Origin of the sequence: Cronobacter sakazakii, assembly GCF_000982825.1 — a bacterium.
GTDB classification, from domain to species: Bacteria; Pseudomonadota; Gammaproteobacteria; order Enterobacterales; family Enterobacteriaceae; genus Cronobacter; species Cronobacter sakazakii.
In genome coordinates, this window is record NZ_CP011047.1 from 2,228,797 (window position 1) to 2,252,329 (window position 23,533).

Here is a 23,533-nt window from a genome sequence, read left to right on the forward strand (position 1 = left end):
CATTTTGCATGGCAAAAATCCGATATCTCCAGCGCACCCACGACTCTAAGCCCGGCGATGAAAAAACCGTGGATGACCAGTGCGCGAGGGTGCTGGTGCTGCTGGGCAAGGCTGAGTACACCGGCGCAAAGCGTGCTGGTGGCGGGAAAAAGAAAAATAATGCGGGGAATGGCTGATGTGGAATCCTTTCCGGAGAAAAGAAAAAGCGCTTCAGCAGCCAACCAGCCGCGGCGGCTGGATGTCTCTTATCCATGAGCCTTTCGCCGGTGCCTGGCAGCGCAATCTGGAGATTAACCAGACGACAGTGCTTTCCTTTCACGCGGTGTTTGCCTGTATATCGCTGATTGCGAGTGATATCGCCAAAATGCCCGTGCGGTTGATGCGCCGCGACTCAAACGGCATCTGGAAAGAAAACAATAACGGCAGCACCGCCAGGATTTACAGGCGCCCGAATGCGTTCCAGAACCGGATGCAGTTTTTCGAATGCTGGCTTAACTCCAAGCTTTGCTACGGGAATACGGTTGTCCTGAAGATCCGTAATACCCGGGGAGAAATCACAGAGCTGCGCATTCTGGACTGGAACAAGGTTACGCCGCTGGTTGCGGATGACGGTTCCGTTTTTTACCAGATTAACCCCGATAACATGACGGGTGTTGAATCATCAGTGACGGTGCCGGCACGCGAGGTTATCCACGACCGGTTTAACTGCCTATTTCATCCGCTTATCGGTCTTTCACCGATTTATGCTGCCGGCCTGGCAGCGATGCAGGGGCACCATATTCAGGAAAATGCGGCCTTCTTCTTCCGCAACGGCGGCAAGCCCAGCGGGGTTATTGAAGTGCCGGGTAGCATCAGCGAGGAAAATGCCCGCATCCTGAAAAACAACTGGGATACGGGATATACGGGGGAAAACGCCGGTAAAACTGCAATTCTGAGTAATGGCGCCAAGTACAACCCAACGGCTATGACGGCCGCAGATGCTCAGATGGTTGAACAGCTTCAGATGACCGCGAAAATCGTCTGTTCGGTGTTTCACGTTCCCGCTTACAAAGCCGGTATAGGTGAGCTGCCCTCTTACGACAACATCGAGGCGCTGGAGCAGCAGTATTACTCGCAGTGCCTGCAGACGCTTATCGAGTCGATTGAGCTGTTGCTGGATGAAGCGTTTGTTCTGGAGGGTGATACCGGCACCGAATTTGATGTTAACGCGCTGCTGCGAATGGACAGCGAACGGCGTATAAAAACGCTGGGCGAAGGCGTGAAAAATACCATCCTGACGCCTAATGAGGCGCGACGCAGTGAAAACCTGCCGCCCGTTACTGGTGGTGATGAGCTTTACCTTCAGCAGCAGAACTACAGTCTTGGCGCGCTGGCCCGCCGCGATGCCTCGGATGATCCATTCGGCAAAAGCAGTGCGCCTGCACCATCGCAACCCGCCAGTGATGAAGGAAAGGCTCTGTCTGACGCTGAACAATCGGCGGCAAAAGCCATGCTCAGAGGATTGCTTACCAAATGAATGAACGCGAATTAACGCTGATAAAGGTGCTCGGTGAGGAGTTCGGGCAGGCTCTCACCGAAATGCGCGAAGGATTCACTAAAAGCCTTGATGAGCAGCGCCAGGTATATGATGAAAAGCTGAACATGCTTTCCCGTCAACTGGAAGAAATCAAAAGCATCCCGGCGCCCGACTTCGGCGCCATGGTGGAAGAGGCTGTGGCCGCTCTGCCAGCGCCTGAGCTTCCTCAACTGCCTGATATCGCCTCCATGGTCAGTGAAGCTGTAGCCAATATCCCGCCTCCGGAGGATGGAAAAAGCCTGACGCCCGACGACGTGCAGCCAATGCTTCAGGAGATGGTGGACAAAGCATTCGCCGCCTTACCAACACCGAAAGACGGTAAGGATTACGATCCGGCGGTACTGAAGCAGGCGGTGGAAGAGGCTGTAAGCGATGCGGTAGCTGCCATCCCGGTACCGCAGGACGGCAAAAGCCTTACACCTGAAGACGTGCAGCCTATGCTGGAGCAACTCGTCGCAGCGTCAATACCGGTTCTTCCGGATGTGAAAACGCTGGTTAGCGAAGCCGTGGCCGCATTGCCGACAGCTGAACCGGGCAGGGATGGCGAAGATGGCCGCGACGCGCTGGCACTGGAAATTCTGCCATTCATTGATGAAGAGAAAAGCTACCCTCGCGGCTCTTATGCAACCCATAACGGCGGCTTGTGGCGTGCTTATGAGAAAACGCACGGCATGCGCGGATGGGAATGTGTGGTTGATGGTGTGGCGGGCGTGGAGATTGAGCGTTCCGAGCAGCGGCGCTTCACCCTGACGGTTAACCGCGCCAGCGGCAGCAGAGAAACCAAATCGTTTGACGTTCCGGTCATGATTTATAAAGGCGTGTTCAAATCCGGTCAGGAATACCTGCCAGGCGACACGGTAACGTGGGGCGGATCCCTCTGGCACTGCGACGAGCAGACGCAGGACAAACCGGGCGAAACGGGAGCTAAAGGCTGGACGCTGGCGACCAAGCGCGGGCGCGACGGGAGGGATAAACGTGATTGAGCTGGTTACTCTCCTGCAGGCAAAAGAGCACCTGCGCATAGATGATGATGCCGGAGATGCTGATCTGACCCTGAAAATTCAGGCCGGCAGCGCCGCTATTCTCGCTTATGTGCAGGGAAGCCGTGACCTTATTGTCAACAGTGATGGCGCGCTGATCGAAGGTGAACCGTTACGACGCACGCAGACGGCGCTGCTCATGCTCTTGGGCTGGCTGGATCGCAATCGGGGTGGTGAAGAGGAAGAAAAGCTTCAGCAAGGTGAGTTGCCGCTCTCCGTCACGATGCTTATCTACGATCTCCGTCGGCCAACGATTTTATAGCGAGGAGGTGCTATGCAGGCAGGGCGCTTACGCGATCGGGTTTCCATCCTTAAGTTCACGGCTGTCCGGGACCCATCAGGTCAGCTCGTTGAAAAATGGGAAGAAGGTAAAACCGTCTGGGCTGAAGTTAAGGGGATCAGTGGCAGGGAACTGGTTTCTTCTGGCGCGGAGACAGCTACGGCAACTGTTCGCGTCTGGGTGCGATTCAGGCGGGATATTACCGCTGCCTCCCGCCTAAGGGTGTTAAGCGGCGCGTTTAAAGGGGTTGTCCTGAGCGTGGTGGGGCCGCCAATCCCCGACGCCAGTTGCATTCAGCTTGAAATTCTCTGTAAGCAGGGAGGTGAAAAGTGATCGACATAAACCTCGACTTCTCCGGGCTCGATGAAATAGCTCGAGACCTTGAGACTCTCAGCCGCGCAGAGAATAACAAAGTCTTGCGCGATGCCACCCGTGCTGGTGCGGAAGTGCTGAGAGAGGAAGTTATCCAGCGGGCGCCAGAACGTACAGGAAAGATGAAGAAAAACGTGGTTATCCTGACCCAGAAGGCGCGCCGCCGTGGAGAAATTTCTTCAGGCGTCCATATCCGTGGCGTTAATCCCCGCACCGGCAACAGCGATAACACGATGAAGGCGAATAACCCACGCAATGCTTTCTACTGGCGATTCGTTGAAATGGGTACCGTTAATATGCCACCACACCCTTTCGTTCGTCCCGCGTTCGATGTTCGCCAGGAGCAGGCGACGGAGGTGGCGATCAGGCGCATGAATCAGGCCATTGACGAGGCGTTAAGCAAATGACGGAAGACAATCTCTACCCTCTGCTGGCGCATCTTGCCGGAGGGCAGGTTTATCCCTACGTTGTGCCGCTCGGCAGTGACGGGAAGCCTTCAGTCTCGCCGCCTTGGGTAATTTACTCGATTATTACCGACGTGGCTGCTGAGGTTCTCTGCGGACAGGCGGAGTCTGCCGTTTCTGTGCAGGTCGATGTCTACTCCAGCACTATTACTGAAGCGCGCAATATCAGGGATATGGCCCTCGATGCTTTGCAGGCATTGAAGCCAGAAAACATTGTCAAAACACCAAGCTATGAGCCTGACATGCGCTATCACCGGGCGACGCTCGAATTTCAGGTAACCGTTTAAATTACCCACCATAACAGACCGCTGCGGCGGTCTTTTTTATCTGGAGAAATCATGACCAGTAAGTACGAAGTCACAAAGGGGATGACCTTTTCAGTCTCCGCCGCGCCTGTTACAGCAGATGAATTTAATTCCTCTACTTTCCCCGGAGCTGGCGTTTCCTGGCTGGAGGCAGCCTGTGCCACGAAAGAGATTTCTTTCACCGGAGGTCAAAAAGGGGACATCGACGTCACTACGTTGTGCTCGACCGAGCAGGAGCAGACTAACGGCCTTGCCGCGCCTGCTGAAATGAGCATCACCCGTAACTGGGTTGGTGACGAAGCTGCGCAGGAAGCCCTGCAGACCGCCTATGAAAATGACGAACTGCGCGCCCTTCGGGTTGTGTTTCCTTCCGGCAATGGATACTACGCGCTGGTTGAGGTTCGACAGAGTTCCTGGTCTGCGTCCACGTCCTCGGTGGTCGGCGCCACTTACTCCCTGCGCGTTCGTGGCAAAACTAAACGCATTTATGCGGCTGGTTCCTGAGCGGCTTCGGCCGCTTTTTAATTACCGAGATCATAGGACAAGATCAAATGGCAAATAACGTTTCAAAGAATTCACTACGCGCGCTGGCGCTGGCACCGATGGCAGGCTTTCGTACCAAAATCGTTACCGTCCCGGAATGGGAAAACGCCACGGTAAAACTGCGTGAACCCTCCGCTCAGGCGTGGCTGGAATGGCAGCAGGTGCTGAACCCGAAGCAGGGAGAGGGCGAACCTGAAGAGCTGACGGCAGCAGAACGCGCACTGCGTAACAAGAGCGCTGATGTGGTGCTGTTTATCGATGTGCTTCTTGAAGAAGACGGCTCACAGGTCTTTAACGAAGAAGATAAAACGCAGATTGAACAGTTCTACGGTCCGGTGCATGCCCGTCTTCTTAAACAGGCACTGGAACTGACCACTACGGCGGCCGATGTGGAAAAGCCGTAAGCCAGCCCGGTACTTACTTTCTGATGACGCTGGCGCTCCGTCTGGGTCGTACGCTTCATGAGCTGAAGCAGACTCTGACGGCCAGTGAACTGCGTATGTGGATTGAGTTTGACCGACTGAACCCCATCAGCGACCGGCGCGGCGATATTCAGGCCGCGCAGATTTCCGCAGCGGTACTTAACTCGCAGGGCGCAAGGCTGAGTCTGGACGATCTGCTTCTTCAGTGGAGCGCGACGGAACCGAACGAAGAAAGCGCCGAGCTGGAAGGTTTCTTTGCCGCGCTGGCTGGTTAGCCCACTCAGGTGGGCTTTTTGTTTTTGAAAACGTCATGCTTGGCTTGGCTATGTAGGTTTTTAAGTGCTTGATACATCTGTGTATATGATGACATTTGTTCCATGAGATAAAATGTGACATTTGTCATTTCTTCCTCCCATTTAGAAAATTCTTCGGGAGTTTTAGGCCTGCGCTGGGAAAGGTCGCCATAGGTTCTCATTAGCTTTGAGTTATCAACGGCAGTTGGTATGGGAGACTTTAGTGCCTCATCAATCATGAAAATGATTTCAGTATTCATCGACCTGCCGTTTTCTTTGGCTCTAGCAGCTATTGCCTCCCTCATTCCTGCCGGAAGCCTAACGTTAAATCTGTCCATTTCTTGGCTTGGGAACTTACTCATAAATCCTCAAAATTGTAATTTTGACGATTAACAATAGCACCTACTTGACACCATGTTAAATGGTGCTAAATTGGTACTAGCACCAAGTTGGTGCCATTGTAAGGAGATAGGAAATGCAAGATGTGATTTATACCGGTCGTAAAAATGTGGTTTTCAATTTGAGACTTCCGGAGCGCATGGACGAGGAAATTCGCAAGCTGGCAGAAATGGACGGCATCTCTATTAACTCAGCGATTGTTCAGCGGCTGGCAAAGAGCCTGAGAGAGGAAAGGGCTAATGGTCAGTAAAAACAGCGAAGCCCCAACTGCGCTAACAGTCAGGGCCTCTAATTTGTCAGTTAACCTTTGCGAGAAAACCAACATGAACATTGTAGCCAAATCAGAACTTAACTTCCATGGTGTTAACCTGACTCCTGTTTCTGAAATGCAGGGAATTTGGCTTACCTCCGGGGATATTGCTAAGGCGCTCCACTACAGCAGCACAAAGTCAGTTACGAACCTTTTTAACCAGTATGCTGATGAGTTCTCACCGGCAATGACAATGGTCATTGAATCGATGACCAATGGTATTAACGGCTCATCTCGTCGCATGAAGACCCGCGTCTTCTCACTGCGTGGCGCTCATTTGTTAGCTATGTTCGCCCGCACTCCAGTAGCTAAAGAATTTCGCAAGTGGGTGTTGGATATTCTGGATCGCGAAGTGGAGCAATCTCCTATCGCCAAACATTTTACGGACGAAGAGTTATGCGAGCTGGCATGGATGTGGCATGTGGCCGAGCGTATGCGAGTTTTCGCCAGGGACATTCATCCGGCGCTGAGAGGCCTTAAATCTGAGTATGCGGGCAAGGCGTACGATTACGGCAATGAGTTCAACTATGTATTTGTAAGGGCGAGGGACATTCTACGAGAGCACACTGCCCACATTGATAAGAACGCTCATAATGGTGCCCGAGAAGAAAATTTGAAACTTCCACTAACGTGGCTGAGGGTGCCGGTGGACTTCCACTGATCACCAAAAAGAAAAACCGCCAGTGGCTGCTGGCGGTCTACTGATGTCTAACAACGTATAGGAACGTCTATGACTGCATTAAAGATAGCAGACCAAAGATCGCATGTCACTATGTCCAGCCGTGAGATTGCGAAGCTCACCGGGAAGGATCATAAGAATGTTATCCGCGATATCTGGGAAATGATTGATGACCTTTATGGGGTTGCAAAAGATGGCTCAGATCTGAGCCATAAGAAAAATCAAACGGTTACGTTGGCTGATGGTGTTGATGTAACGGTTGATTCTCGCGGCTATGTGTCACACTTCAGGCTGGATAAGCCACATGTGGAGTGCCTGCTTACTGGCTATAGTGCAGTTCTTCGTATGACGGTAATCAGACATATCTACCAGTTGGAGGCGCAGATAAACCGCCGCTCTTTACCTGGTAACTACAAAGAAGCATTACTCGCGCTGGTTCAAGCAGAAACAGAAAAGGAGCAGATTGCTTTAGAGCGCGATCAGGCTATTGAAACTAAAGCCTGGATCGGTGAAAAACGTGAAGCTACAGCAATGGCTACAGCATCAGCAGCCGTCCGCGCCAAGAACAAATTGGCTGAACGGATAGGGGAAGGAAAGAACTACGCCGCCATCATCCCGGTAGAGAAGAAACTCGGGCAGAAATTCAAATGGCAGCCGCTCCGCAAATGGTGCAGGGAGAATGACACTGATCCGCATGAAGTCGAAGATCCGCGATTTGGCACGGTGAAGTCGTGGCCCCGCGAGGCATGGCTTGCTGTATATGGCGTAGACCTACAGAAACTGTTCTGACTACCTACACAAGAAATGTAGGTGCTTATCTCAAACCCGCTTAATTGCGGGTTTTGTCGTCGCTTCGATCCCTGATACTCTTTCAGCATTTTAAACAAGGAGAAAGGGATATGAAAAAAATAGTCTTGATCACTGTTGCAACCTTATCTTTATTAGGATGCAAGCAACAGCGCACGTTACAGGATACGTTCGACCAGGAAAATGGTTGGGTTAAAATCTACAGCACAACTGACATAAATTTAGCTCAATCAAAAGCTGATGCTTATTGTGGTAACCATGCATTTTATTTAAAGCCAGAGCATGATTCTAATATTGGTATTGTTAACGAAAACCCAAATGACAATTTTCTCTTTAATTACATCCCTTACCAATGCAATGCGCACTATGCTGCAATAGCAGGGAATTCCGAAGCGAAAGCCATTGATGAAAAAGAGAAGTCTGATGCGTTAAAGTCTCTAGAAAAAGCAAAACGGCATCAATATGAAACACATAAATCTTTCGCCAAAAAACATGGGGGAGATTCATATAGCGTTGTTAATCCAGATGGAAGTATTGAAGCTTATAGCTTTGATGGTAATGGTAACGAATGTGTTGGATTCTCAAATCAAAATGGATCAGACGTGCACTGTAAATAAGGGTTCTGCTTACTTACTGAAAATACTGTTTATTCAAAAAGGCTACATTCGTAGCCTTTTTTGTTTGGAGGGCTAAATGGCAACTCTACGCGAATTAATAATCAAAATATCCGCTAACTCCCAATCCTTCCAGTCTGAAATCGCCCGAGCTTCACGCATGGGTTCAGATTATTACAGGACCATGGAGCAGGGTGGTCGTCGGGCTGCGGCATCTACCCGAGAAACTCAGCGCGCACTGGCTGAATTGAACTCTCAACTTGCATCTGTACGCGCTTCTGCTGCGGGTATGGTTGGTGCTTTTGCAGGAGCATTTGCTACCGGACAGCTTATTCATTATGCCGATACCTGGAACCAGCTGAATGGTCGTCTGCGCCTCGCTTCCTCCTCGGCACAGGACTTTACCATGGCGCAACAGTCGCTGATGTCTATCAGTCAGCGGACCGGAACCTCGTTTGAGGCAAACGCCAACCTCTACAGCAGAATCGCACAGTCTCTGCGTGACGCTGGCTATGCATCTGCGGACGTGGCAAACGTCACCGAAACCGTGGCGACCTCCCTCAAGTTGTCCGGCGCCAGCACAGAAGAAGCAAGTTCGGTAATTACACAATTAAGCCAGGCGCTTGGCTCCGGTGTCCTGCGAGGTGAGGAATTTAACGCCATTATGGAAAGTGGCGGGCGCCTCGCAAAATTCCTTGCTGATGGGCTTAATACATCTGTCGGCGGCCTGCGTAATATGGCTAACAATGGCGAACTAACCACTGAAAAGATCGTCCCATTGCTAACCAATGTTTCTCAGCTTCGTAAAGAGTTCGAATCGCTTCCCGCCACAGTAAGTGGATCTGCTCAGAAAGTGCAGAATGCTTTTATGGCTTGGGTTGGCGGGGCCAGCGAAGCTACCGGTGCTTCCTCAGCTTTAGCTGGTGCTTTAGATGGCCTGGCTAACAATATTGATAATGTTGCCGCTGCCGGAGCGGTTTTGGCTGGAGTTGGCGTAGCGAAATACTTCGGTGGTATTGCTACTGGTGTTTCTGACTCGATTGGCAAGCTTGTATCTGCCAAAAAGGAAACAATCGCACTGGCTGATGCGCAGCTTTATTCCGCAACTCAATCTCAAAGAAAGGCGGTTGCGGCAGCGGAAGCTGCAAGGTCAGATTATGCATTGGCTGTGGCAGAAGCAAACGTAGCTAAAAATACCAACGCATCGGTAATTGCCTCACAAAATCTGATCAAAAAACGCAGTGAGATGATGGCGGCCAATGCCTCTCTTGTCCTGTCTAACAGGGCAGTAATAACCGCTCAGGAAAATCTCAACAAAGCCACATCGCTTACCAGTTTTGCTAAATCAGGCTTAAGCGGCGCGCTATCTGTTATAGGTGGTTGGCCTGGCGCATTGATGGCTGTCGGCGCAGCATGGCTGTATGTTTATGAGAAGAGCGAACAGGCCCGTAAAGCTGCCTTGGACTACGGCGAAGAAATTTCTAAAGCAAAACCAGTGAGTGGTGTCGCCATTCCGCAGGGTAACTTAACAAATGAAATCGATAAGTCATCGGTTTCTATGAGAGCCCAGGCCGAAGAATTATCACTTCTAAATAACCGAATCGCTGAATTAAACCAGCAACAATATAATGCTCGTCAGGCCATGAAGAATAGTGAGGAGGGTAGCTGGTCATATAATAACGCTCAGGAAGCATTGGTTAATGTTAACCAAGAATTAACTGATGCTGAGAGGCGAAGAAATGAAATATTAAGTCAACTTATCGCAACAACAGATCGACATAACATGCTGTTGCGTCAGAATGCCGCCGCGCAAACAGCTTATTATAATAATCTAATATTAATGAACGGGCAGGGTACATTATTTCGTCAAACGCTTGACGGTATTAATGAAGCACTTGCCCGCAACACGACTTTAACTGCGTCCCCGCTTCGACTACCGCAAGCGCCAGTATCGGATAAGGATCAGGAAACGTTACTGCGCAAACAGCAGCAGGCCGAACTGGAAGGCTTAACGGGCTTGGCCAGAGTGCGTCGGCAGGCAGAGATTGAGCTGCAAAATATGGGCCGCACAGGTCCTCAAAACGCAACTTACGCAGCAGATTATCTAAAGGCTGCTGAGCAGGGTTATGCAAATAGCCAGAAGGTTGCTGCCGCTCAAAAAGCACAGGCTGACGCAACACGTGATGCGGACAAGGCCGCTCGCGAGGCCGCTCAAACTACCGAACAATACAGCCGGAAAATGGCTGACCTCAGCATTGCCACTGAGGTGCAAAAGGTTCGGGCCAACCAGGGTGAAAAAGCTGCTGAGTTGTTTGCCGCCTCCCATGAAGCCGGAACTAAATGGAGCGAAGAGCAGCGCAAATCCATTGAAGCTGGTGCCGTGGCGCTGGCGCAGTGGACGCAGAAAGCCGATGAGGCTGTCCGCAAGCAGCATGAAATGGCCGATGCGCTGAAAGATCTGAAGGATGCGGGGCGCCGCTACCAGGACGAAGCTGACTTAACCTCCGCCACGTCTGGGATGGGGAACCGTCAGCGTGAGCAGTACCGCGAGCGGCAGGAAGTTGAGCGCGTGTTTGATAAAACCGATAAGGGGGCTGAGGCTATTGCTGCGCGCCAGGCTGCACTGGATGCGCTTGATAAAAAATATCAGCAGGCGAAGGCCAGCGAACTGGACTGGCGCGCTGGCGTAAGCGCGGGGCTTGCTGACTGGATGGATAACGTCAGCAACATTGCCGGCACGGTATCGCAAGGTATCACTTCCACGATGGACAGTGCGCTTGATAACGTCTCCGCAATGCTGGTGGGTAACAAGGCCAGCTGGAAGGACTGGGGGTTATCCGTTCTGCAGACTATCTCAAAGGTTGCGCTGCAGATGGCCGTGGTTAACGCGATGGGAGGCGGTTCGTCTGGCAGTGGACTTCTTGGCTCCCTTCTCGGAGGAATTGTGGGAGGCGTCGCCGGAAGCGCATCCGGCGACGCGAATGCAGGCACCGCCATCCAGAACTACGGCGCGTCTTTTCAGTTTGCCGCGAAGGGTGGGGTTTATTCGTCAGCCGATCTGAGCAGATTCAGCGGCAGTGTCGTTGATACCCCCACCTTTTTTGCGTTTGCGAAAGGGGCGGGCGTGATGGGCGAGGCCGGGCCGGAAGCCATTATGCCGCTTACCCGCGACGCTTCAGGCAGGCTTGGTGTTAAAGCGCTGGGCAGTGGCACGAAGGGCGGCGCGGGTGTCAGCGTCAGCATCGGAACCATTAATTTCACAGGCGGCACAGGTGGTGCGCAGGGTAATGCTAATGCCGCCGGCGCGGTGGCTAACCAGATCACCGGCGCCATCATCGATACCATCAATACGCAGCTGCGCAAGCCCGGCACTCCGTTGTGGAACGCCACGCAGGGCAAGCGCTGACCCTCCTTACTTACCCGCCACGGCGGGTTTTTTTATGGGTGAAACATGGCAACCGAAACTTTTACCTGGTGCCCGCGCATTAATGCCGGCGGCGAGGTCACTCACCGCGTCCGCCGCGCGCAGTTCGGCGACGGGTATGCCCAGGCGTCGGGCGACGGCATCAACGCCCGCGGTCAGAAATGGGATCTGGAATTCGTCGGGGATGAAAGCTACATCACCGCGATTATGGACTTCCTCGACAGACATGGCGGCAGCCGTTCATTCATCTGGCAGGCACCGCTGAAAGGTGCGGGGCTTTACCGCTGTGACGTTTATCGCCCGTCGGCGCTGGGCGCCGGTAAATATTCGCTTTCAGCGACCTTCACACAGGCATTCGCTCCGTAGGTACTTATGGCAATCAGTAATGACGTTCAGAAGCTTGAGCCCGGCGACAGTGTTCGCCTGGTGACCGTCGACGGCTCGGCGTTCGGCGCGGGCGTGCTGCGCTTTCACGCCTGCACCATTCCTCATACGCCGGAAGAAATCGCGGCGAGCGGCGGCGACACCTCAAAGCTTGCCGCTAAATCCATCTGGTTTGATGGCGAGGAGTACGGCGCCTGGCCATTTGAAATTACCGGGCTGGCGTCGTCGAGTGACGGACAGAGCGCGGAGCCGGTGCTGCGCGTCGCTAACCTTGATGGCGTGGTGACCGCGCTCTGCCTGCGCTTTGATGACATGGTACAGGCGAAGGTTACTGTTCTGGATACGTTCGGCCAGTATCTCGATGCGCGCACGTTTCCCGACGGCAACCCGTCTGCCGATCCGGGGCAGTATTTCCGCCAGGTGTTTTACATCGACAGCAAGTCGGCTGAAGACAATGAAGTTGTGGAGTTCCGCCTCTCCAGCCCGATGGACCTGCAGGGACTGCTGATCCCGACGCGGCAAATCACGGCGGTCTGCACCTGGGCCTGCCGCAACAAATACCGCAGCGGTGACGGCTGTACCTACAACGGGCCGCGCATGTTTGATCTGAAAGGTAACCCGGTGACCGACCCGGCACAGGATAAATGCTCGGGCCTGCTGACCGACTGTAAAAAACGCTTTGGCCCGGATGCCCGGCTCGATTTCGGCGGCTTTCCGGGTGCCAGCCTGATACGGAGGTAACCATGCGGGATAAAACCATTGCCGACATTCTGGCGCATGCTGCGGCGGAATACCCGCGCGAGTGCTGCGGCGTGGTGGCGCAGAAAAGCCGTGTCGAGCGATATTTTCCGTGCCGGAACATTACCGGCGCGCCGGAGGAACAGTTTGAGCTGTCGCCGGAGGATTACGCGACGGCGGAAGACTGGGGAACCGTTACTGCCATTGTGCATTCCCACCCGGGCGACGGCGCCACCACCCAGCCGAGCGAGCTCGACCAGCTGCAGTGCGATGCTCACGGCATCCCCTGGGTAATCGTCTCGTGGCCGGAAGGCGACCTGCGCACCATTGCGCCCCGCGGTGAACGGCCGCTGGAAGGGCGCGCCTTTGAACTGGGTTATGCCGACTGCTGGTCGCTGGTGATGGACTGGCACCGACAGCATGGCGTAACGCTTCGCAACTACAGCGTGGATTACCCGTGGTGGGAGCGGGGCGAAAATCTCTATATGGATAACTGGTATGCCGAGGGGTTCCGCGAGGTCACAGAGCCGCGCCCCGGCGACATGGTGCTGATGCAGGTATCCGCGCCGGTGGTGAATCATGCCGGTATTCTGCTGGAAGGTAACCAGCTGCTGCATCATCTGTACGGCCAGCTCTCCTGCGCAACGCCTTACGGCGGCTATCTGCGCGAGCGCACGATTAAAATAGTCAGACACAAGGATCTGCCATGAACGAACTGAAAACGGTGCGGCTGTACGGCGCGCTTGGCGCGCGGTTCGGCCGGGTGCACCGGCTGGTGATTGCCAGCCCTGCAGAAGCCTGCCGCGCGCTGTCGGTCATTCTTCCGGGTTTTGAGCAGTACATGCAGACGGCGCACCTGCGCGGCCTGCGCTTTGCCGTGTTCCGGGGGAAAAAGAACATCGGCCAGGACGAGCTGAAACATAACAGCGGCGAAGAGGATATCCGCATCGCGCCGGTGATTTCCGGAAGCAAGCGTGGCGGTGTGCTGCAGACCATTCTCGGTGCCGTGCTGGTGGTGGGAGCGCTTGCTCTTGGCCCCGTGGGCATCGGCGCCATCGCAGGCAGCACGGCGATGAGTATTGGCCTTATGGGCGGTTCGATGATGATTGGCGGCGTGGTGCAGATGCTGTCACCCCAGCCCGGCGGACTGGCATCGCGTCAGGACCCCGATAACGCGCCGAGCTACGCTTTTGGCGGTCCTGTGAACACTACCGCTATGGGCAATCCCGTCGGGCTCCTGTATGGCGAGCGCGAAATCGGCGGCGCGATTGTCTCCGCCGGCATCTACACCAACGACCAGTGAGAACCGGTCTGATAACAGCGCCTGCGGGCGCTTTTTTTATGGGCGCAGTATGGAAAAAATAACCGGTAAAAAGGGTGGCGGTGGTAATTCACGCACACCGCGGGAGTCTCCTGATTCATTACAGTCGATCGCGACGGCCAAAATACTGCTGGCGCTGGGCGAGGGGGAGTTCGCCGGCGGCCTGACGGATAAAGATATTTTCCTCGACGGTACCCCGATCCGCAGCGCCGACGGCACGCTTAATTTTCCCGATGTGAAATGGGAGTTTCGTCCGGGTACCCAGACGCAGGATTACATTCCCGGCATACCGTCGGTGGAAAATGAAATCACCGTTAACACTCAGCTTAAAGCCACACAGCCGTGGACGCGTGCCATCAGCAACACGCAGCTCTCTGCGGTCCGGGTGCGTCTCGGTGTGCCTTCACTGCAGCGCATGAAGGACAACGGGGATGTGGTGGGCTACCGCGTCGAATACAAAATTGAACTGTCCACTGACGGTGGCGGATATACCACGGTGCTGAACAGTGCATTCGACGGTAAAACCACCTCCCTCTATGAGCGCAGCCATCGCATTGACCTTCCGCCTGCCCGGACCGGCTGGCAGCTTCGTGTGAGCCGGACGACGGCGGACAGCACCTCCAGCCGCATCGTGGATACGACGAACATCGAAGCGTATTCCGAAATCATCGATGCAAAGCTGCGCTACCCGAACACCGCGCTGCTCTTTGTGTCGTTCAACGCGAAGCAGTTCAGCAATATTCCGCAGATCAGCGTACGCGCCCGCGGGCGGCAAATCCGCGTGCCCACGACATACGATCCGGTGGCGCGCACCTATTCCGGCACCTGGGACGGATCGTTTAAATGGGCCTGGAGCAATAATCCCGCATGGGTGTTTTACGACCTGGTGCTGAGCGACCGTTTCGGGATCGGAGACCGGCTGGACGCGACGCAGGTGGACAAGTGGGAACTCTATCGCATCGCGCAGTACTGCGATCAGCCCGTGCCGGACGGTACCGGCGGCAGCGGTACTGAGCCACGTTTTCTCTGCGACGTGTATATCCAGAGCCAGAACGAGGCGTTTACGGTGCTGCGCGACCTGGCGAGCATCTTCCGCGGCATGACCTACTGGGCCGGTAATCAGCTGGCCGCGCTGGCGGATATGCCGCGCGATATGACGTATGTCTACACCCGCGCCAACGTTATTGACGGCAAATTCTCCTACGCCAGCGGCAGCGAGAAGAACCGTTATTCAACGGCGATGGTGAGCTGGTCAAACCCGGAGAACCATTACACCGATGAAGTGGAAGCGGTGATGGAGCCTGATCTGGTGCGGCGCTACGGCGTGCGCCAGACGCAGATCTCCGCCATTGGCTGCACGCGGCGCACCGAGGCCAACCGCCGCGGCCGCTGGGCACTGCTGACAAATGCTAAAGACCGGATGGTGAGTTTCGCCACCGGGCTGGAAGGCATGATCCCGCTGCCGGGCCATATCATCGGCGTGGCGGATCAGTATCTGTCGGGGCGGGTGATGGGCGGGCGTATCAGCCAGGTAAACGGTCGCGCGCTGACGCTCGACCGGGTGCCGGATGCAAAAGCGGGCGACAGGCTTATCGTCAACCTGCCGTCCGGCAAATCACAGGCCCGTACCCTTCAGGCGGTCAGCGGTCGTAATGTCACGGTGTCTGCGGTATTCAGCGAAACGCCGGAGCGCGAGGCGGTCTGGTCGGTGGATGCGCAGGATGTCGCGATCCAGCAGTACCGCGTCACGTCTGTCGAAGACAACAACGACGGCACCTGGACCATCAGCGCCGTGCAGCACAACCCGGATAAATATGCCGCCATTGATTCCGGCGCGCGGCTCGATGAGCGTCCGGTATCAGCCATTCCGCCGGGCGTGCAGGCACCGCCAGCCTCCGTGACCCTCAGCAGTTACAGCCGCGTGGTGCAGAACCTCAGCGTGGAAACCCTGCGTGTCGCCTGGCCCGCGGCACCCGGCGCCGTGGCGTATGAATGTCAGTGGCGCAAGGATAACGGCGACTGGGTGAATGTGCCGCGCACAAGCTCGCTCGGCTTTGAGGTGCAGGGCATTTATGCCGGGCGGTACATGGCGCGCGTCAGCGCCGTAAACGCCAGCGATGTCGCCTCGGTCTGGCAGACCAGCGTGGAAGTGACACTGACCGGCAAGGTGGGGCAGCCGCCGGTACCGCTGAACTTCCGCACCACGCCGATCAACTGGGGCATCCAGCTTGACTGGAACTTCCCTGACGGTGCTGACGATACGCTGATGACCGAAATTCAGTATGCCGCCGCGAGCGACGGTAGCGACGCGCTGCTGCTTTCGGATGTGCCGTATCCGGCGCACAGTTACACGCAGCTTGGTCTGCGTGCCGGGCAGATCTTCTGGTACCGCGCGCGGCTGGTGGACCGCATCGGGAACCAGTCAGCCTGGACTGGCTGGGTGCGCGGCATGGCGAACGACAACGCGGAGGATTACCTGGGTGATATTACCGGTGATTTTCTCACCAGTGCCGACGGCCAGGCGCTGCAGCAGCAAATCGACACTAACATTGAGGCGGTGATGCAGAACGCGCTGGCGAACAACGCCACGGTCGATCATCAGTGGAAGCAGTATGGCGAAGTGCGCGCCGATATTCTGGTGGTGAAAACCACTATCGCCAACGTCGATAAGGCAATGGCTGATATGAGCACTCAGGTCCAGGCGCAGATAGGTAATGTCACGGCTGCACTTGAAGACAAACTGACCGCCGTGGTCGACGCCAGTGGCGCTACAGCCATTCATACGCTGAAAGCAGGTGTGCGGATTAACGGCGACTACTACAGCGCCGGCATGAGCATTGCGGTGCTGGCGCAGGCCGGGCAGCCAGTCGTAACGCGTGTTGCGTTTAATGCCGATCAGTTTGTGCTGACCACCGGCAGCGGTGCCAGCCAGTTCTCGCCGTTTGCTGTGGTGGGCGGCCAGGTGTTTATGAACTCGGCCTTTATCCAGGACGGCACTATTACCAGTGCTAAAATCGGTGCCTTTATCCAGTCGGCAAATTACGTGGCAGGAACATCAGGCTGGCGATTGGACAAGAATGGAAACTTCGAACTTAACGGAAGCGGCGGCAATGGTCGAATGCTAATTACTAATAACATAGTACAAATATGGGATTCCAATAATGTTCTGCGTGTAAGAATGGGGCTTTTCTGATGTCTGGTTTGCAATGTTGGGATGCCACTGGGCGGCTTGTGGTAGATCTCGGAGACTACCTGTTAAAAAAACAAGCGGAAGTACAGGTGCCTTCCAAAGCGGGGGCATATAAACAAGTTAACGTGCCAATATCGGGGGTTACAGAATCTTGTTTTGCTGTGCTTAATTGCGACACTATTCAGTCCAAAACATGGGTTACGTCTTGCTACAATGGTGGGGTGACAATTTACTTTACTCTCAGTCAGTATTTTTACGGAACTGCAACATTAGAAATTTACTCATATATATAGGTGCTTTGTGAGCGGTTTTGAGGTAAGAAATTCAGCAGGTTCTGTCACAGTGAATAGTGACTACTCATCACCCAGGCTTCTCCGATATGAGGAGAAGCCTAAAATGGGTAAAACTGGTGACTGGGGCGGAACAATACCGGATATGGGCAAGATTGAAAGCTTGGCCTACCTTGAAGATTCTATTACCCCTTCAGGAACGACATATACACAAAACTACCACAAGCCGGGCCAGATAATGTGGTTTCGGCTGGCTGTAGGTGCATGGGGACTTCCTGGCGCAGATTATTTTATTCCCAACCAGGTTAATTTGGCCTTCACCTCAATGAGCGCGCCGATAGAGTCTGGTTATTTAGATGTTTTCGACGGATCTGGTAAATTGATATGGTCTGCTAAATCGGCAGCAACCACTCCACGAATAATCGGGTTTATTAATGTTCCCGCAGGTTATGACCTTTTAAATAAAACGCTGTCCGTTGCCGTGCCGGGAACGCCATTTTTCCCGTCCGATATGTTTCCTGGCCTGCTTAATGAAACCTCGGAAGGAGCCGGAGGGCGAGCCAGTCTCGCGATTAAACAACAATCAGGTAGCGTTTTATTGCGATATGACGCTTATAACAACCCGCCCTATACCGAGACGCCGTTATATTCAAGGGGGTTCAAAATCCCCTACGCGATATTTCCTACACTTTAACCCGCTTCGGCGGGTTTTTTTTATTTCAGGAGACAGTCATGTCTGCAGGAACTCTTACGCTAACCAATAAATCAGCTGCGGTTACTGGTAATGGAACATCATTCACAACGGAATTAAAAGCTGGCGACCTCATTGTTGTTAAAGTTGGTGGAACTCCTTATACACTGCCCGTTAAAGCAATCACAAATAACACTCAACTGATGCTTGTTAGTGATTACACAGGGCCAACCCAGAGCGGTGCCGCTTGGTTTGCCGTTCCGCAGGAAGCACAAAGCTTAATTACTGCGGCCCTTGCCTCACAGACCGCAGAAGCCTTACGTGGACTTAACCTGGACAAAACAAACTGGCAGCAAATGTTTTCAGGCGCAGGTAATATTACTGTCACTCTATCAGACGGTAGCTCATGGACTGGCCCATCATTGAATAGCATTAAAGATATGGTTGACGCTCTTTCACCTGTGGGGTCGATGTTAGTGTGGCCTTCTTTAAATCTTCCTGACAACTCAACTCTTGGAATTAAATACCTCAGGTTGAATGGGGCATCATTCGATAAAACGCTATACCCAAAATTAGCTTCTATTTATACGACAGGCGTTCTTCCCGATATGCGTGCTAACGTAGTCAGGGGATTTGATGATGGCAGGGGAGTAGATCAGGGGAGGGCAATGCTTTCGGAACAACTGGACGCAGCTCCTAATATTGTAGGGTCTTTTGCGCCATCGGTTGATTCCAGAGGATTTGGCACAGGCGCGATAACGTGCGCAGGAGGCGTTGCAGCTGCGTACACAACAACGAGTGACACAACTTTCCTTCGCAGTGTGACTGCAACTATTGATGCATCAAAATCAAGTGCTTCTTATGGTCGTGGAAACTCAGCAGAAGTCAGAATGAGGAACATAGTCTGGAATATGATAGTGAGGGCTTCGTAATGGTATTCAATTCAGATGGTTTTGCTGAACAAGATTTCATCCAAAAAGTTTATATTGCAGACATCAGTGGGGAATACATAGGCACCTCTGAAGTCATGATAAGTAGAGGAACGGGACTTCCAGCTGGCGCATACCTCGACGCGCCGCCGCCTCTGCAAGAGGGAAAGGCGATAATCAGAAATGCGAATGGATCTGAATGGATTATCACATCAGATTATCGTGGCAAGACAGCCTACTCAACTGACAAAAGCAAGACCATTATTATAAATGAGCCTGGAGACATTCCTGATGGGTTTACTTTGTCTGGTCCTCCTCGGGCATGGGAGTTTTGGGATGGAGAAAAGTGGCTACCCGACGATAAAGCACTCAAAGATATTCAGCAGAGAGAGGCAGTAGAAAGGAAAACCATGCTGATGAATGAAGCAAGCAACGAGATATCACTCCTTCAGGATGCTGTTGATCTTGACATGGCAACAGAAGATGAGACAGCAAGACTTTTAGCCTTGAAAAAATTCAGAGTGTTATTAAGTCGTATAGACACGACTTCCGCTCCTGATATCTCATGGCCCATAGCGCCTTGAAAGCAATCTATGTGGCATGCATGGGGCAAAAAATTAGCGCAAAACAACTCAAAACCCCGGAAGGTGTCGATTCGTCTTGCGCTAATGCATTGCTTCTAGCCTAGTTTTCTACCACATCAACACGCTTCCACGCTGAACGGCTGCCTATTTTAAATAAACCCCTCTGTGTTAAGCCAGTACGAGTGATTATGGATTTCAGTTTTATCAGAATCCTTAAGGGTTCTCATACCAATCCCTTTGCATTTATTTGAGCAAAATTTATTATTTCTCGTTTCAGAGAAATTAGCACCACAAACTTTACAGCGAATGTCTTTCTTTACATTCCTTTTTCGGCTCAATTCCTTCCGTCTATTAAAGTGGATATAACAAAGCCTGACACCATATTCATAGCTAATAGATGCTATATTCTCTTTGCACCCTTTTCTGCAACATATTGCCATTACATACCGTCCATGTTCACTTCACGCGGTTTTCCAACCATTCGTGTATGTCACTTAGCCTCCAACGAGAACTTCTGCCAAGTTTTATTGGCTTCATAAATTTTCCGTCCTGAATTTGCTTATAAATCCATTTATCAGTGACTTTCAGCGTTGCTGCGATCCACTTCATATCTACAAGTTGCATGTCATTGTTTTCACTTCTTTCCACACTGTTCTCCTGATGTGCCGCCCTTTCGCAAGATACTGGCTGTATAGGGCCACAAAGTGCAGGCAAAAGATCGCTCTAGAAATTGTCTTGACAATTCACTTCAGTTGCGAACTAGAGGGGAGGAAACGATTGATGGTGTAGTCTTTGTAAGATGCTCCGATAAAACCGCCTAAGTTGATCATGCAAAATGATCAAATGAGACCTGCCATTAAAGTAAAAATGGTAAGATTCAGGTTGCTACCCACGCAGCATTTACTAGTATTTAAATCTTACAAACAGATCAAGATTGGAATATAAATTCAAACATTAATTAAAAACCCAGCCAATCAAACCAAATAAATAAAAATTAAAGATATATTTAAAGTCAGCGTAACCGATATATGGACAGCTATATCAAACAACATCTTGCTGCAGATTGCTGAACATTGATTGCATGTTGAATGGAAGGCATCAGCTATACCACCGCAGTAAGTTGCGACAGGTGTTACCTGCTGCTTGTTACAAGGCTGACTAATGTAGTGCTGGAAACATTACAGATTGAGTGCTGTGACGGCTTTGTTGAATAAATCAGATTTCGGGTAAGTCTCCCCCGTAGCGGGTTGTGTTTTCAGGCAATACGCACGCTTTCAGGCATACCTGCTTTCGTCATTTTGTTCAGCGCTCGTACCAGGGCCATAGCCTCCGCAACCTGACCATCGTAGTCACGCAGCGTCAGTGAACCCCCGAACAGCTGTTTTACCCGGTACATCGCCGTTTCCGCTATCGAGCGACGGTTGTAATCTGTTGTCCATTTCCACCGCGCATTACTCCCGGTCATTCGCTGATTAGCCACTGCACGGTTACGGTCTGCATATTCACCGGGCCAGTAACCCGCACCTTTTCGGGGAGGGATAAGCGCGCTGATTTTCTTACGCCGCAGTTCATCGTGACATAGCCGGGTATCGTAAGCGCCATTGCCGGCGGCTGACCTGATTTTCCGGTGGGTTTGCCGGATTAACCCGGGGAAGGCCTCTGAGCCCGTAACGTTGTTCAGCGACAGGTCAGCGCAGATGATTTCATGTGTTTTACTGTCAACGGCGAGATGCAACTTTCGCCATATACGACGGCGTTCCTGGCCATGCTTTTTGACTTTCCACTCGCCTTCACCGAAGACCTTCAGCCCGGTGGAATCAATCACCAGGTGTGCGATTTCACCCCGGGTGAACGTTTTGAAACTGACATTAACCGACTTTGCGCTCTTGCTGACACTGGTGTAATCCGGGCAGCGCAACGGAACATTCATCAGTGTAAAAATGGAATCAATAAAACCCTGTGCAGCCCGCAGGGTCAACCTGAACACGCGTTTAATGACCAGAACGGTGGTGATGGCGAGATCAGAATAGCGCTGAGGTCTTCCCCGTGATGAAGGCGTTGCCGACTCATACCAGGCCTGAATAGCTTCATCATCCAGCCAGAAAGTTATGGAGCCACGGTTGATGAGGGCTTTATTGTAGGTGGGCCAGTTGGTGATTTTGAACTTTTGCTTTGCCACGGAACGGTCTGCGTTGTCGGGAAGATGCGTGATCTGATCCTTCAACTCAGCAAAAGTTCGATTTATTCAACAAAGCCAAGAAAAAGATCTACGGAACGCGAGAAGAAGCCCGCAGTGATATTTTTGATTACATCGAAATGTTTTATAACAGTAAGCGTCGGCATGGTTCTAGCGAACAGATGTCACCGACAGAATATGAAAAACAGTATTATCAACGGCTCGGAAGTGTCTAGATTATCCGTGGCGATTCATTATGCAGAGGATCAATTTTATTATTTCAGGCTTGAGATGGTTAGGTTTATCTGCAGCAGAATGCGTTCAGACCTTCATAAACAGCAGCGCAGTGATACTCTGCAATTTATGAAGACCTGTTCAGGATAATCACTTACATCTAAAATAGCTGCAATGACTATTTTTGATATAAATATTAATTACACAATCATAATTATCAACGTTTCGCTACAATCTTGCCTGTTGTGTTATCCAAACGATATTGCGAAATAGTACCATCCACAATATATTGGATTACAGCCTGTACTGTAGCCAGAGGGACATGAAACCATTCTTTCGGTGTATAAACCTGTCCAGTATGACTTTTGAGTGTAATATTAAGGCGACGCGTTGCTAGAAAGCCATGTACTAAGGCTTCAAGTTTTTGTGCATTTAAATTGAAACATTGGCTGGTGGCTACAATTCTGACAGGTGCCTCAAGAAAAGTACGGTCTTTTTCAGCATTTTTGATTCGCTGTTCTACAGTCGTTTCAGTAAAGCCAATTTTGTATAAATTTTGTTTATAAGGTATGAGCGCTGGATCTTTACTCTTAGTTGCAAGTATATAAACTAAACCAGATGGAACAGAAACATCTGAAGGTATCAGTTTCTGACCATTGAGTTGCACTTTGCGCCCTTCTTTGTCCCTCACTAAGCCATGAGTTAAGGACTGATAGAGCATATTCATTTCAGTGCCGTTTTCAAATATCAGGTGTAAACGCGCATTATAAGTACTGTATTCACGCAGACGCTCACCAGCACTATGCACGTAGCCAACCACGCCGTTAAGAACAAAAAAGTCGCCTTCGCTAATTTTCAACTTGTGCGTAAAACGTTCCAGGGAAAAAATGCCATTTTTTAAACCACCCCGTAGTTGAAGAAAAAGAGGCTCAAACCGCTGGAAATCGGGGCAAGGCTGCCGCTGAGCAATTTCATCGGGTTGCTCTTTTCTATCAACCGAAACATGCGTAATACTGAAAATATCAGGCTCATCGAAATTTAATAGTTCGTCATCGTCATCTGCAAATATGTCTTCCAATGAGGTAACAAGTTCTGATTTATTGATATAAGCGGGTGATTCAGACTCTGCGGCCAAGTTGGTATGTATATAGTCCGAACTATTTGATTCAAGTAAGTTATAGAAATCTATGGATCTTAGTTGTAAACACAGGTCCGGGTTCTCTTTAATACTCTTTAAGCGCCTTGCAAGGCGCTTTTCATCAAGAGATACCGTATTTCCTTCAGTTGGAAGCCGACCATGCTGTTCGTAATACGCTACGATTTCTGAAAATTGATTACCATACAGATTAACTAAGCCAGATTTGGGTTTTAGCGGTTGCACGTCAAGCAGGTCGAATTCATCGTCCTCTGAAATGATGCTATTCAATGTCGATTTACCAGACAGGTGATTAGTCGATAAACGGATCAT

27 protein-coding genes and 1 pseudogene are annotated in these 23,533 nt (G+C 51.9%); 24 read left to right on the top strand and 4 right to left on the bottom strand.

The annotated features are described in order from the left end of the window. The first annotated feature begins 8 nt into the window (after positions 1-8). The 10 genes from CSK29544_RS24570 to CSK29544_RS10635 are packed head-to-tail and all read left to right on the top strand — an operon-like array spanning position 9 to position 5,277. Entirely contained in the window at positions 9-176 is a 168-nt protein-coding gene (locus CSK29544_RS24570; protein WP_007889812.1) for a hypothetical protein, read from the top strand. Further along, complete coding sequence (locus CSK29544_RS24215; protein WP_046623019.1) at positions 176-1,516, top strand: phage portal protein; 1,341 nt, start codon at positions 176-178, stop codon at positions 1,514-1,516. Before CSK29544_RS24570 ends, CSK29544_RS24215 begins: the two co-directional genes overlap by 1 nt. After that, entirely contained in the window at positions 1,513-2,559 is a 1,047-nt protein-coding gene (locus CSK29544_RS24220) for a hypothetical protein (protein WP_007891682.1), read from the top strand. The genes CSK29544_RS24215 and CSK29544_RS24220 overlap by 4 nt, the downstream gene beginning before the upstream one ends. Further along, complete coding sequence (locus CSK29544_RS10605) at positions 2,552-2,878, top strand: head-tail connector protein (protein WP_007891680.1); 327 nt, start codon at positions 2,552-2,554, stop codon at positions 2,876-2,878. The genes CSK29544_RS24220 and CSK29544_RS10605 overlap by 8 nt, the downstream gene beginning before the upstream one ends. A 12-nt stretch (positions 2,879-2,890) precedes the next feature. Beyond that, positions 2,891-3,229 carry a phage head closure protein gene (locus tag CSK29544_RS10610; RefSeq protein WP_029039697.1) on the top strand — a complete coding sequence of 113 codons (339 nt, stop codon included), beginning with the start codon at positions 2,891-2,893 and terminating at the stop codon, positions 3,227-3,229. Beyond that, entirely contained in the window at positions 3,226-3,675 is a 450-nt protein-coding gene (locus CSK29544_RS10615) for an HK97-gp10 family putative phage morphogenesis protein (RefSeq protein WP_029039696.1), read from the top strand. The genes CSK29544_RS10610 and CSK29544_RS10615 overlap by 4 nt, the downstream gene beginning before the upstream one ends. After that, complete coding sequence (gp17, locus tag CSK29544_RS10620; protein WP_007891675.1) at positions 3,672-4,019, top strand: tail completion protein gp17; 348 nt, start codon at positions 3,672-3,674, stop codon at positions 4,017-4,019. Before CSK29544_RS10615 ends, gp17 begins: the two co-directional genes overlap by 4 nt. Positions 4,020-4,070: 51 nt before the next feature. After that, positions 4,071-4,541, top strand: coding sequence for a phage tail tube protein (locus CSK29544_RS10625; protein ID WP_007891674.1), 471 nt, complete (start codon positions 4,071-4,073; stop codon positions 4,539-4,541). Between the two features lie 47 nt (positions 4,542-4,588). Beyond that, positions 4,589-4,984 carry a phage tail assembly chaperone gene (locus CSK29544_RS10630; RefSeq protein ID WP_007891673.1) on the top strand — a complete coding sequence of 132 codons (396 nt, stop codon included), beginning with the start codon at positions 4,589-4,591 and terminating at the stop codon, positions 4,982-4,984. A gap of 23 nt (positions 4,985-5,007) precedes the next feature. Next, entirely contained in the window at positions 5,008-5,277 is a 270-nt protein-coding gene (locus CSK29544_RS10635; protein ID WP_007891672.1) for a phage tail assembly protein T, read from the top strand. A 5-nt stretch (positions 5,278-5,282) separates the two neighbouring features. Here the strand turns inward: CSK29544_RS10635 and CSK29544_RS10640 are convergent, their stop codons facing one another. Continuing rightward, positions 5,283-5,657 (bottom strand): Arc family DNA-binding protein, encoded by a 375-nt coding sequence (locus CSK29544_RS10640; RefSeq protein ID WP_042391850.1) that lies wholly within the window; start codon positions 5,655-5,657, stop codon positions 5,283-5,285. A 113-nt stretch (positions 5,658-5,770) separates the two neighbouring features. On the opposite strand from CSK29544_RS10640, the gene CSK29544_RS10645 reads away from it, so the two are divergent. From CSK29544_RS10645 to CSK29544_RS10705, 13 genes are all read left to right on the top strand, one after another. Continuing rightward, complete coding sequence (locus CSK29544_RS10645; RefSeq protein WP_029039695.1) at positions 5,771-5,944, top strand: Arc family DNA-binding protein; 174 nt, start codon at positions 5,771-5,773, stop codon at positions 5,942-5,944. Beyond that, the gene (locus CSK29544_RS10650; protein WP_042391847.1) at positions 5,934-6,665 is read left to right on the top strand and encodes a P22AR C-terminal domain-containing protein; all 732 of its coding nucleotides are present in this window, start codon (positions 5,934-5,936) and stop codon (positions 6,663-6,665) included. The genes CSK29544_RS10645 and CSK29544_RS10650 overlap by 11 nt, the downstream gene beginning before the upstream one ends. 69 nt (positions 6,666-6,734) lie before the next feature. Continuing rightward, entirely contained in the window at positions 6,735-7,472 is a 738-nt protein-coding gene (locus CSK29544_RS22770; protein WP_032975520.1) for a Rha family transcriptional regulator, read from the top strand. A gap of 110 nt (positions 7,473-7,582) precedes the next feature. Continuing rightward, positions 7,583-8,107, top strand: coding sequence for a hypothetical protein (locus tag CSK29544_RS24225; protein ID WP_133051626.1), 525 nt, complete (start codon positions 7,583-7,585; stop codon positions 8,105-8,107). Between the two features lie 76 nt (positions 8,108-8,183). After that, positions 8,184-11,510, top strand: coding sequence for a phage tail tape measure protein (locus CSK29544_RS10665; RefSeq protein ID WP_029039692.1), 3,327 nt, complete (start codon positions 8,184-8,186; stop codon positions 11,508-11,510). Between the two features lie 45 nt (positions 11,511-11,555). After that, the gene (locus tag CSK29544_RS10670) at positions 11,556-11,894 is read left to right on the top strand and encodes a phage tail protein (protein WP_007891661.1); all 339 of its coding nucleotides are present in this window, start codon (positions 11,556-11,558) and stop codon (positions 11,892-11,894) included. Between the two features lie 6 nt (positions 11,895-11,900). Further along, positions 11,901-12,653: a phage minor tail protein L gene (locus tag CSK29544_RS10675; protein ID WP_046623021.1), complete on the top strand. Its 753-nt coding sequence runs from the start codon at positions 11,901-11,903 to the stop codon at positions 12,651-12,653. A gap of 2 nt (positions 12,654-12,655) precedes the next feature. After that, a complete protein-coding gene (locus CSK29544_RS10680) occupies positions 12,656-13,360 on the top strand; it encodes a C40 family peptidase (protein ID WP_029039761.1) in 705 nt (234 codons plus the stop codon). After that, the gene (locus CSK29544_RS10685; RefSeq protein ID WP_007898842.1) at positions 13,357-13,953 is read left to right on the top strand and encodes a tail assembly protein; all 597 of its coding nucleotides are present in this window, start codon (positions 13,357-13,359) and stop codon (positions 13,951-13,953) included. Before CSK29544_RS10680 ends, CSK29544_RS10685 begins: the two co-directional genes overlap by 4 nt. A 49-nt stretch (positions 13,954-14,002) precedes the next feature. Then, positions 14,003-17,164 carry a TipJ family phage tail tip protein gene (locus tag CSK29544_RS10690; protein WP_046623022.1) on the top strand — a complete coding sequence of 1,054 codons (3,162 nt, stop codon included), beginning with the start codon at positions 14,003-14,005 and terminating at the stop codon, positions 17,162-17,164. Between the two features lie 297 nt (positions 17,165-17,461). Beyond that, positions 17,462-18,145, top strand: a complete 684-nt coding sequence (locus CSK29544_RS10695; protein ID WP_029039239.1) for a DUF8377 family phage-derived protein — start codon at positions 17,462-17,464, stop codon at positions 18,143-18,145. Positions 18,146-18,183: 38 nt separating this feature from the next. After that, the gene (locus CSK29544_RS25155) at positions 18,184-19,074 is read left to right on the top strand and encodes a tail fiber protein (RefSeq protein ID WP_151451647.1); all 891 of its coding nucleotides are present in this window, start codon (positions 18,184-18,186) and stop codon (positions 19,072-19,074) included. Beyond that, on the top strand, positions 19,074-19,655 hold the full coding sequence (locus tag CSK29544_RS10705; RefSeq protein WP_029039240.1) for a tail fiber assembly protein: 582 nt from the start codon (positions 19,074-19,076) through the stop codon (positions 19,653-19,655). Before CSK29544_RS25155 ends, CSK29544_RS10705 begins: the two co-directional genes overlap by 1 nt. A 456-nt stretch (positions 19,656-20,111) precedes the next feature. Here the strand turns inward: CSK29544_RS10705 and CSK29544_RS10710 are convergent, their stop codons facing one another. Together CSK29544_RS10710 and CSK29544_RS10715 are read right to left on the bottom strand one after the other, a co-directional pair. Then, on the bottom strand, positions 20,112-20,303 hold the full coding sequence (locus CSK29544_RS10710) for a helix-turn-helix transcriptional regulator (protein WP_013098166.1): 192 nt from the start codon (positions 20,301-20,303) through the stop codon (positions 20,112-20,114). 607 nt (positions 20,304-20,910) lie between these two features. Beyond that, complete coding sequence (locus CSK29544_RS10715) at positions 20,911-21,879, bottom strand: IS5 family transposase (RefSeq protein WP_080700758.1); 969 nt, start codon at positions 21,877-21,879, stop codon at positions 20,911-20,913. 26 nt (positions 21,880-21,905) lie between these two features. On the opposite strand from CSK29544_RS10715, the pseudogene CSK29544_RS22780 reads away from it, so the two are divergent. After that, positions 21,906-22,067 (top strand): annotated as a pseudogene (locus CSK29544_RS22780) (IS3 family transposase); the annotation flags it as partial. Between the two features lie 215 nt (positions 22,068-22,282). Here the strand turns inward: CSK29544_RS22780 and CSK29544_RS10720 are convergent. Continuing rightward, positions 22,283-23,533, bottom strand: coding sequence for a GIY-YIG nuclease family protein (locus tag CSK29544_RS10720; protein WP_029039242.1), 1,251 nt, complete (start codon positions 23,531-23,533; stop codon positions 22,283-22,285).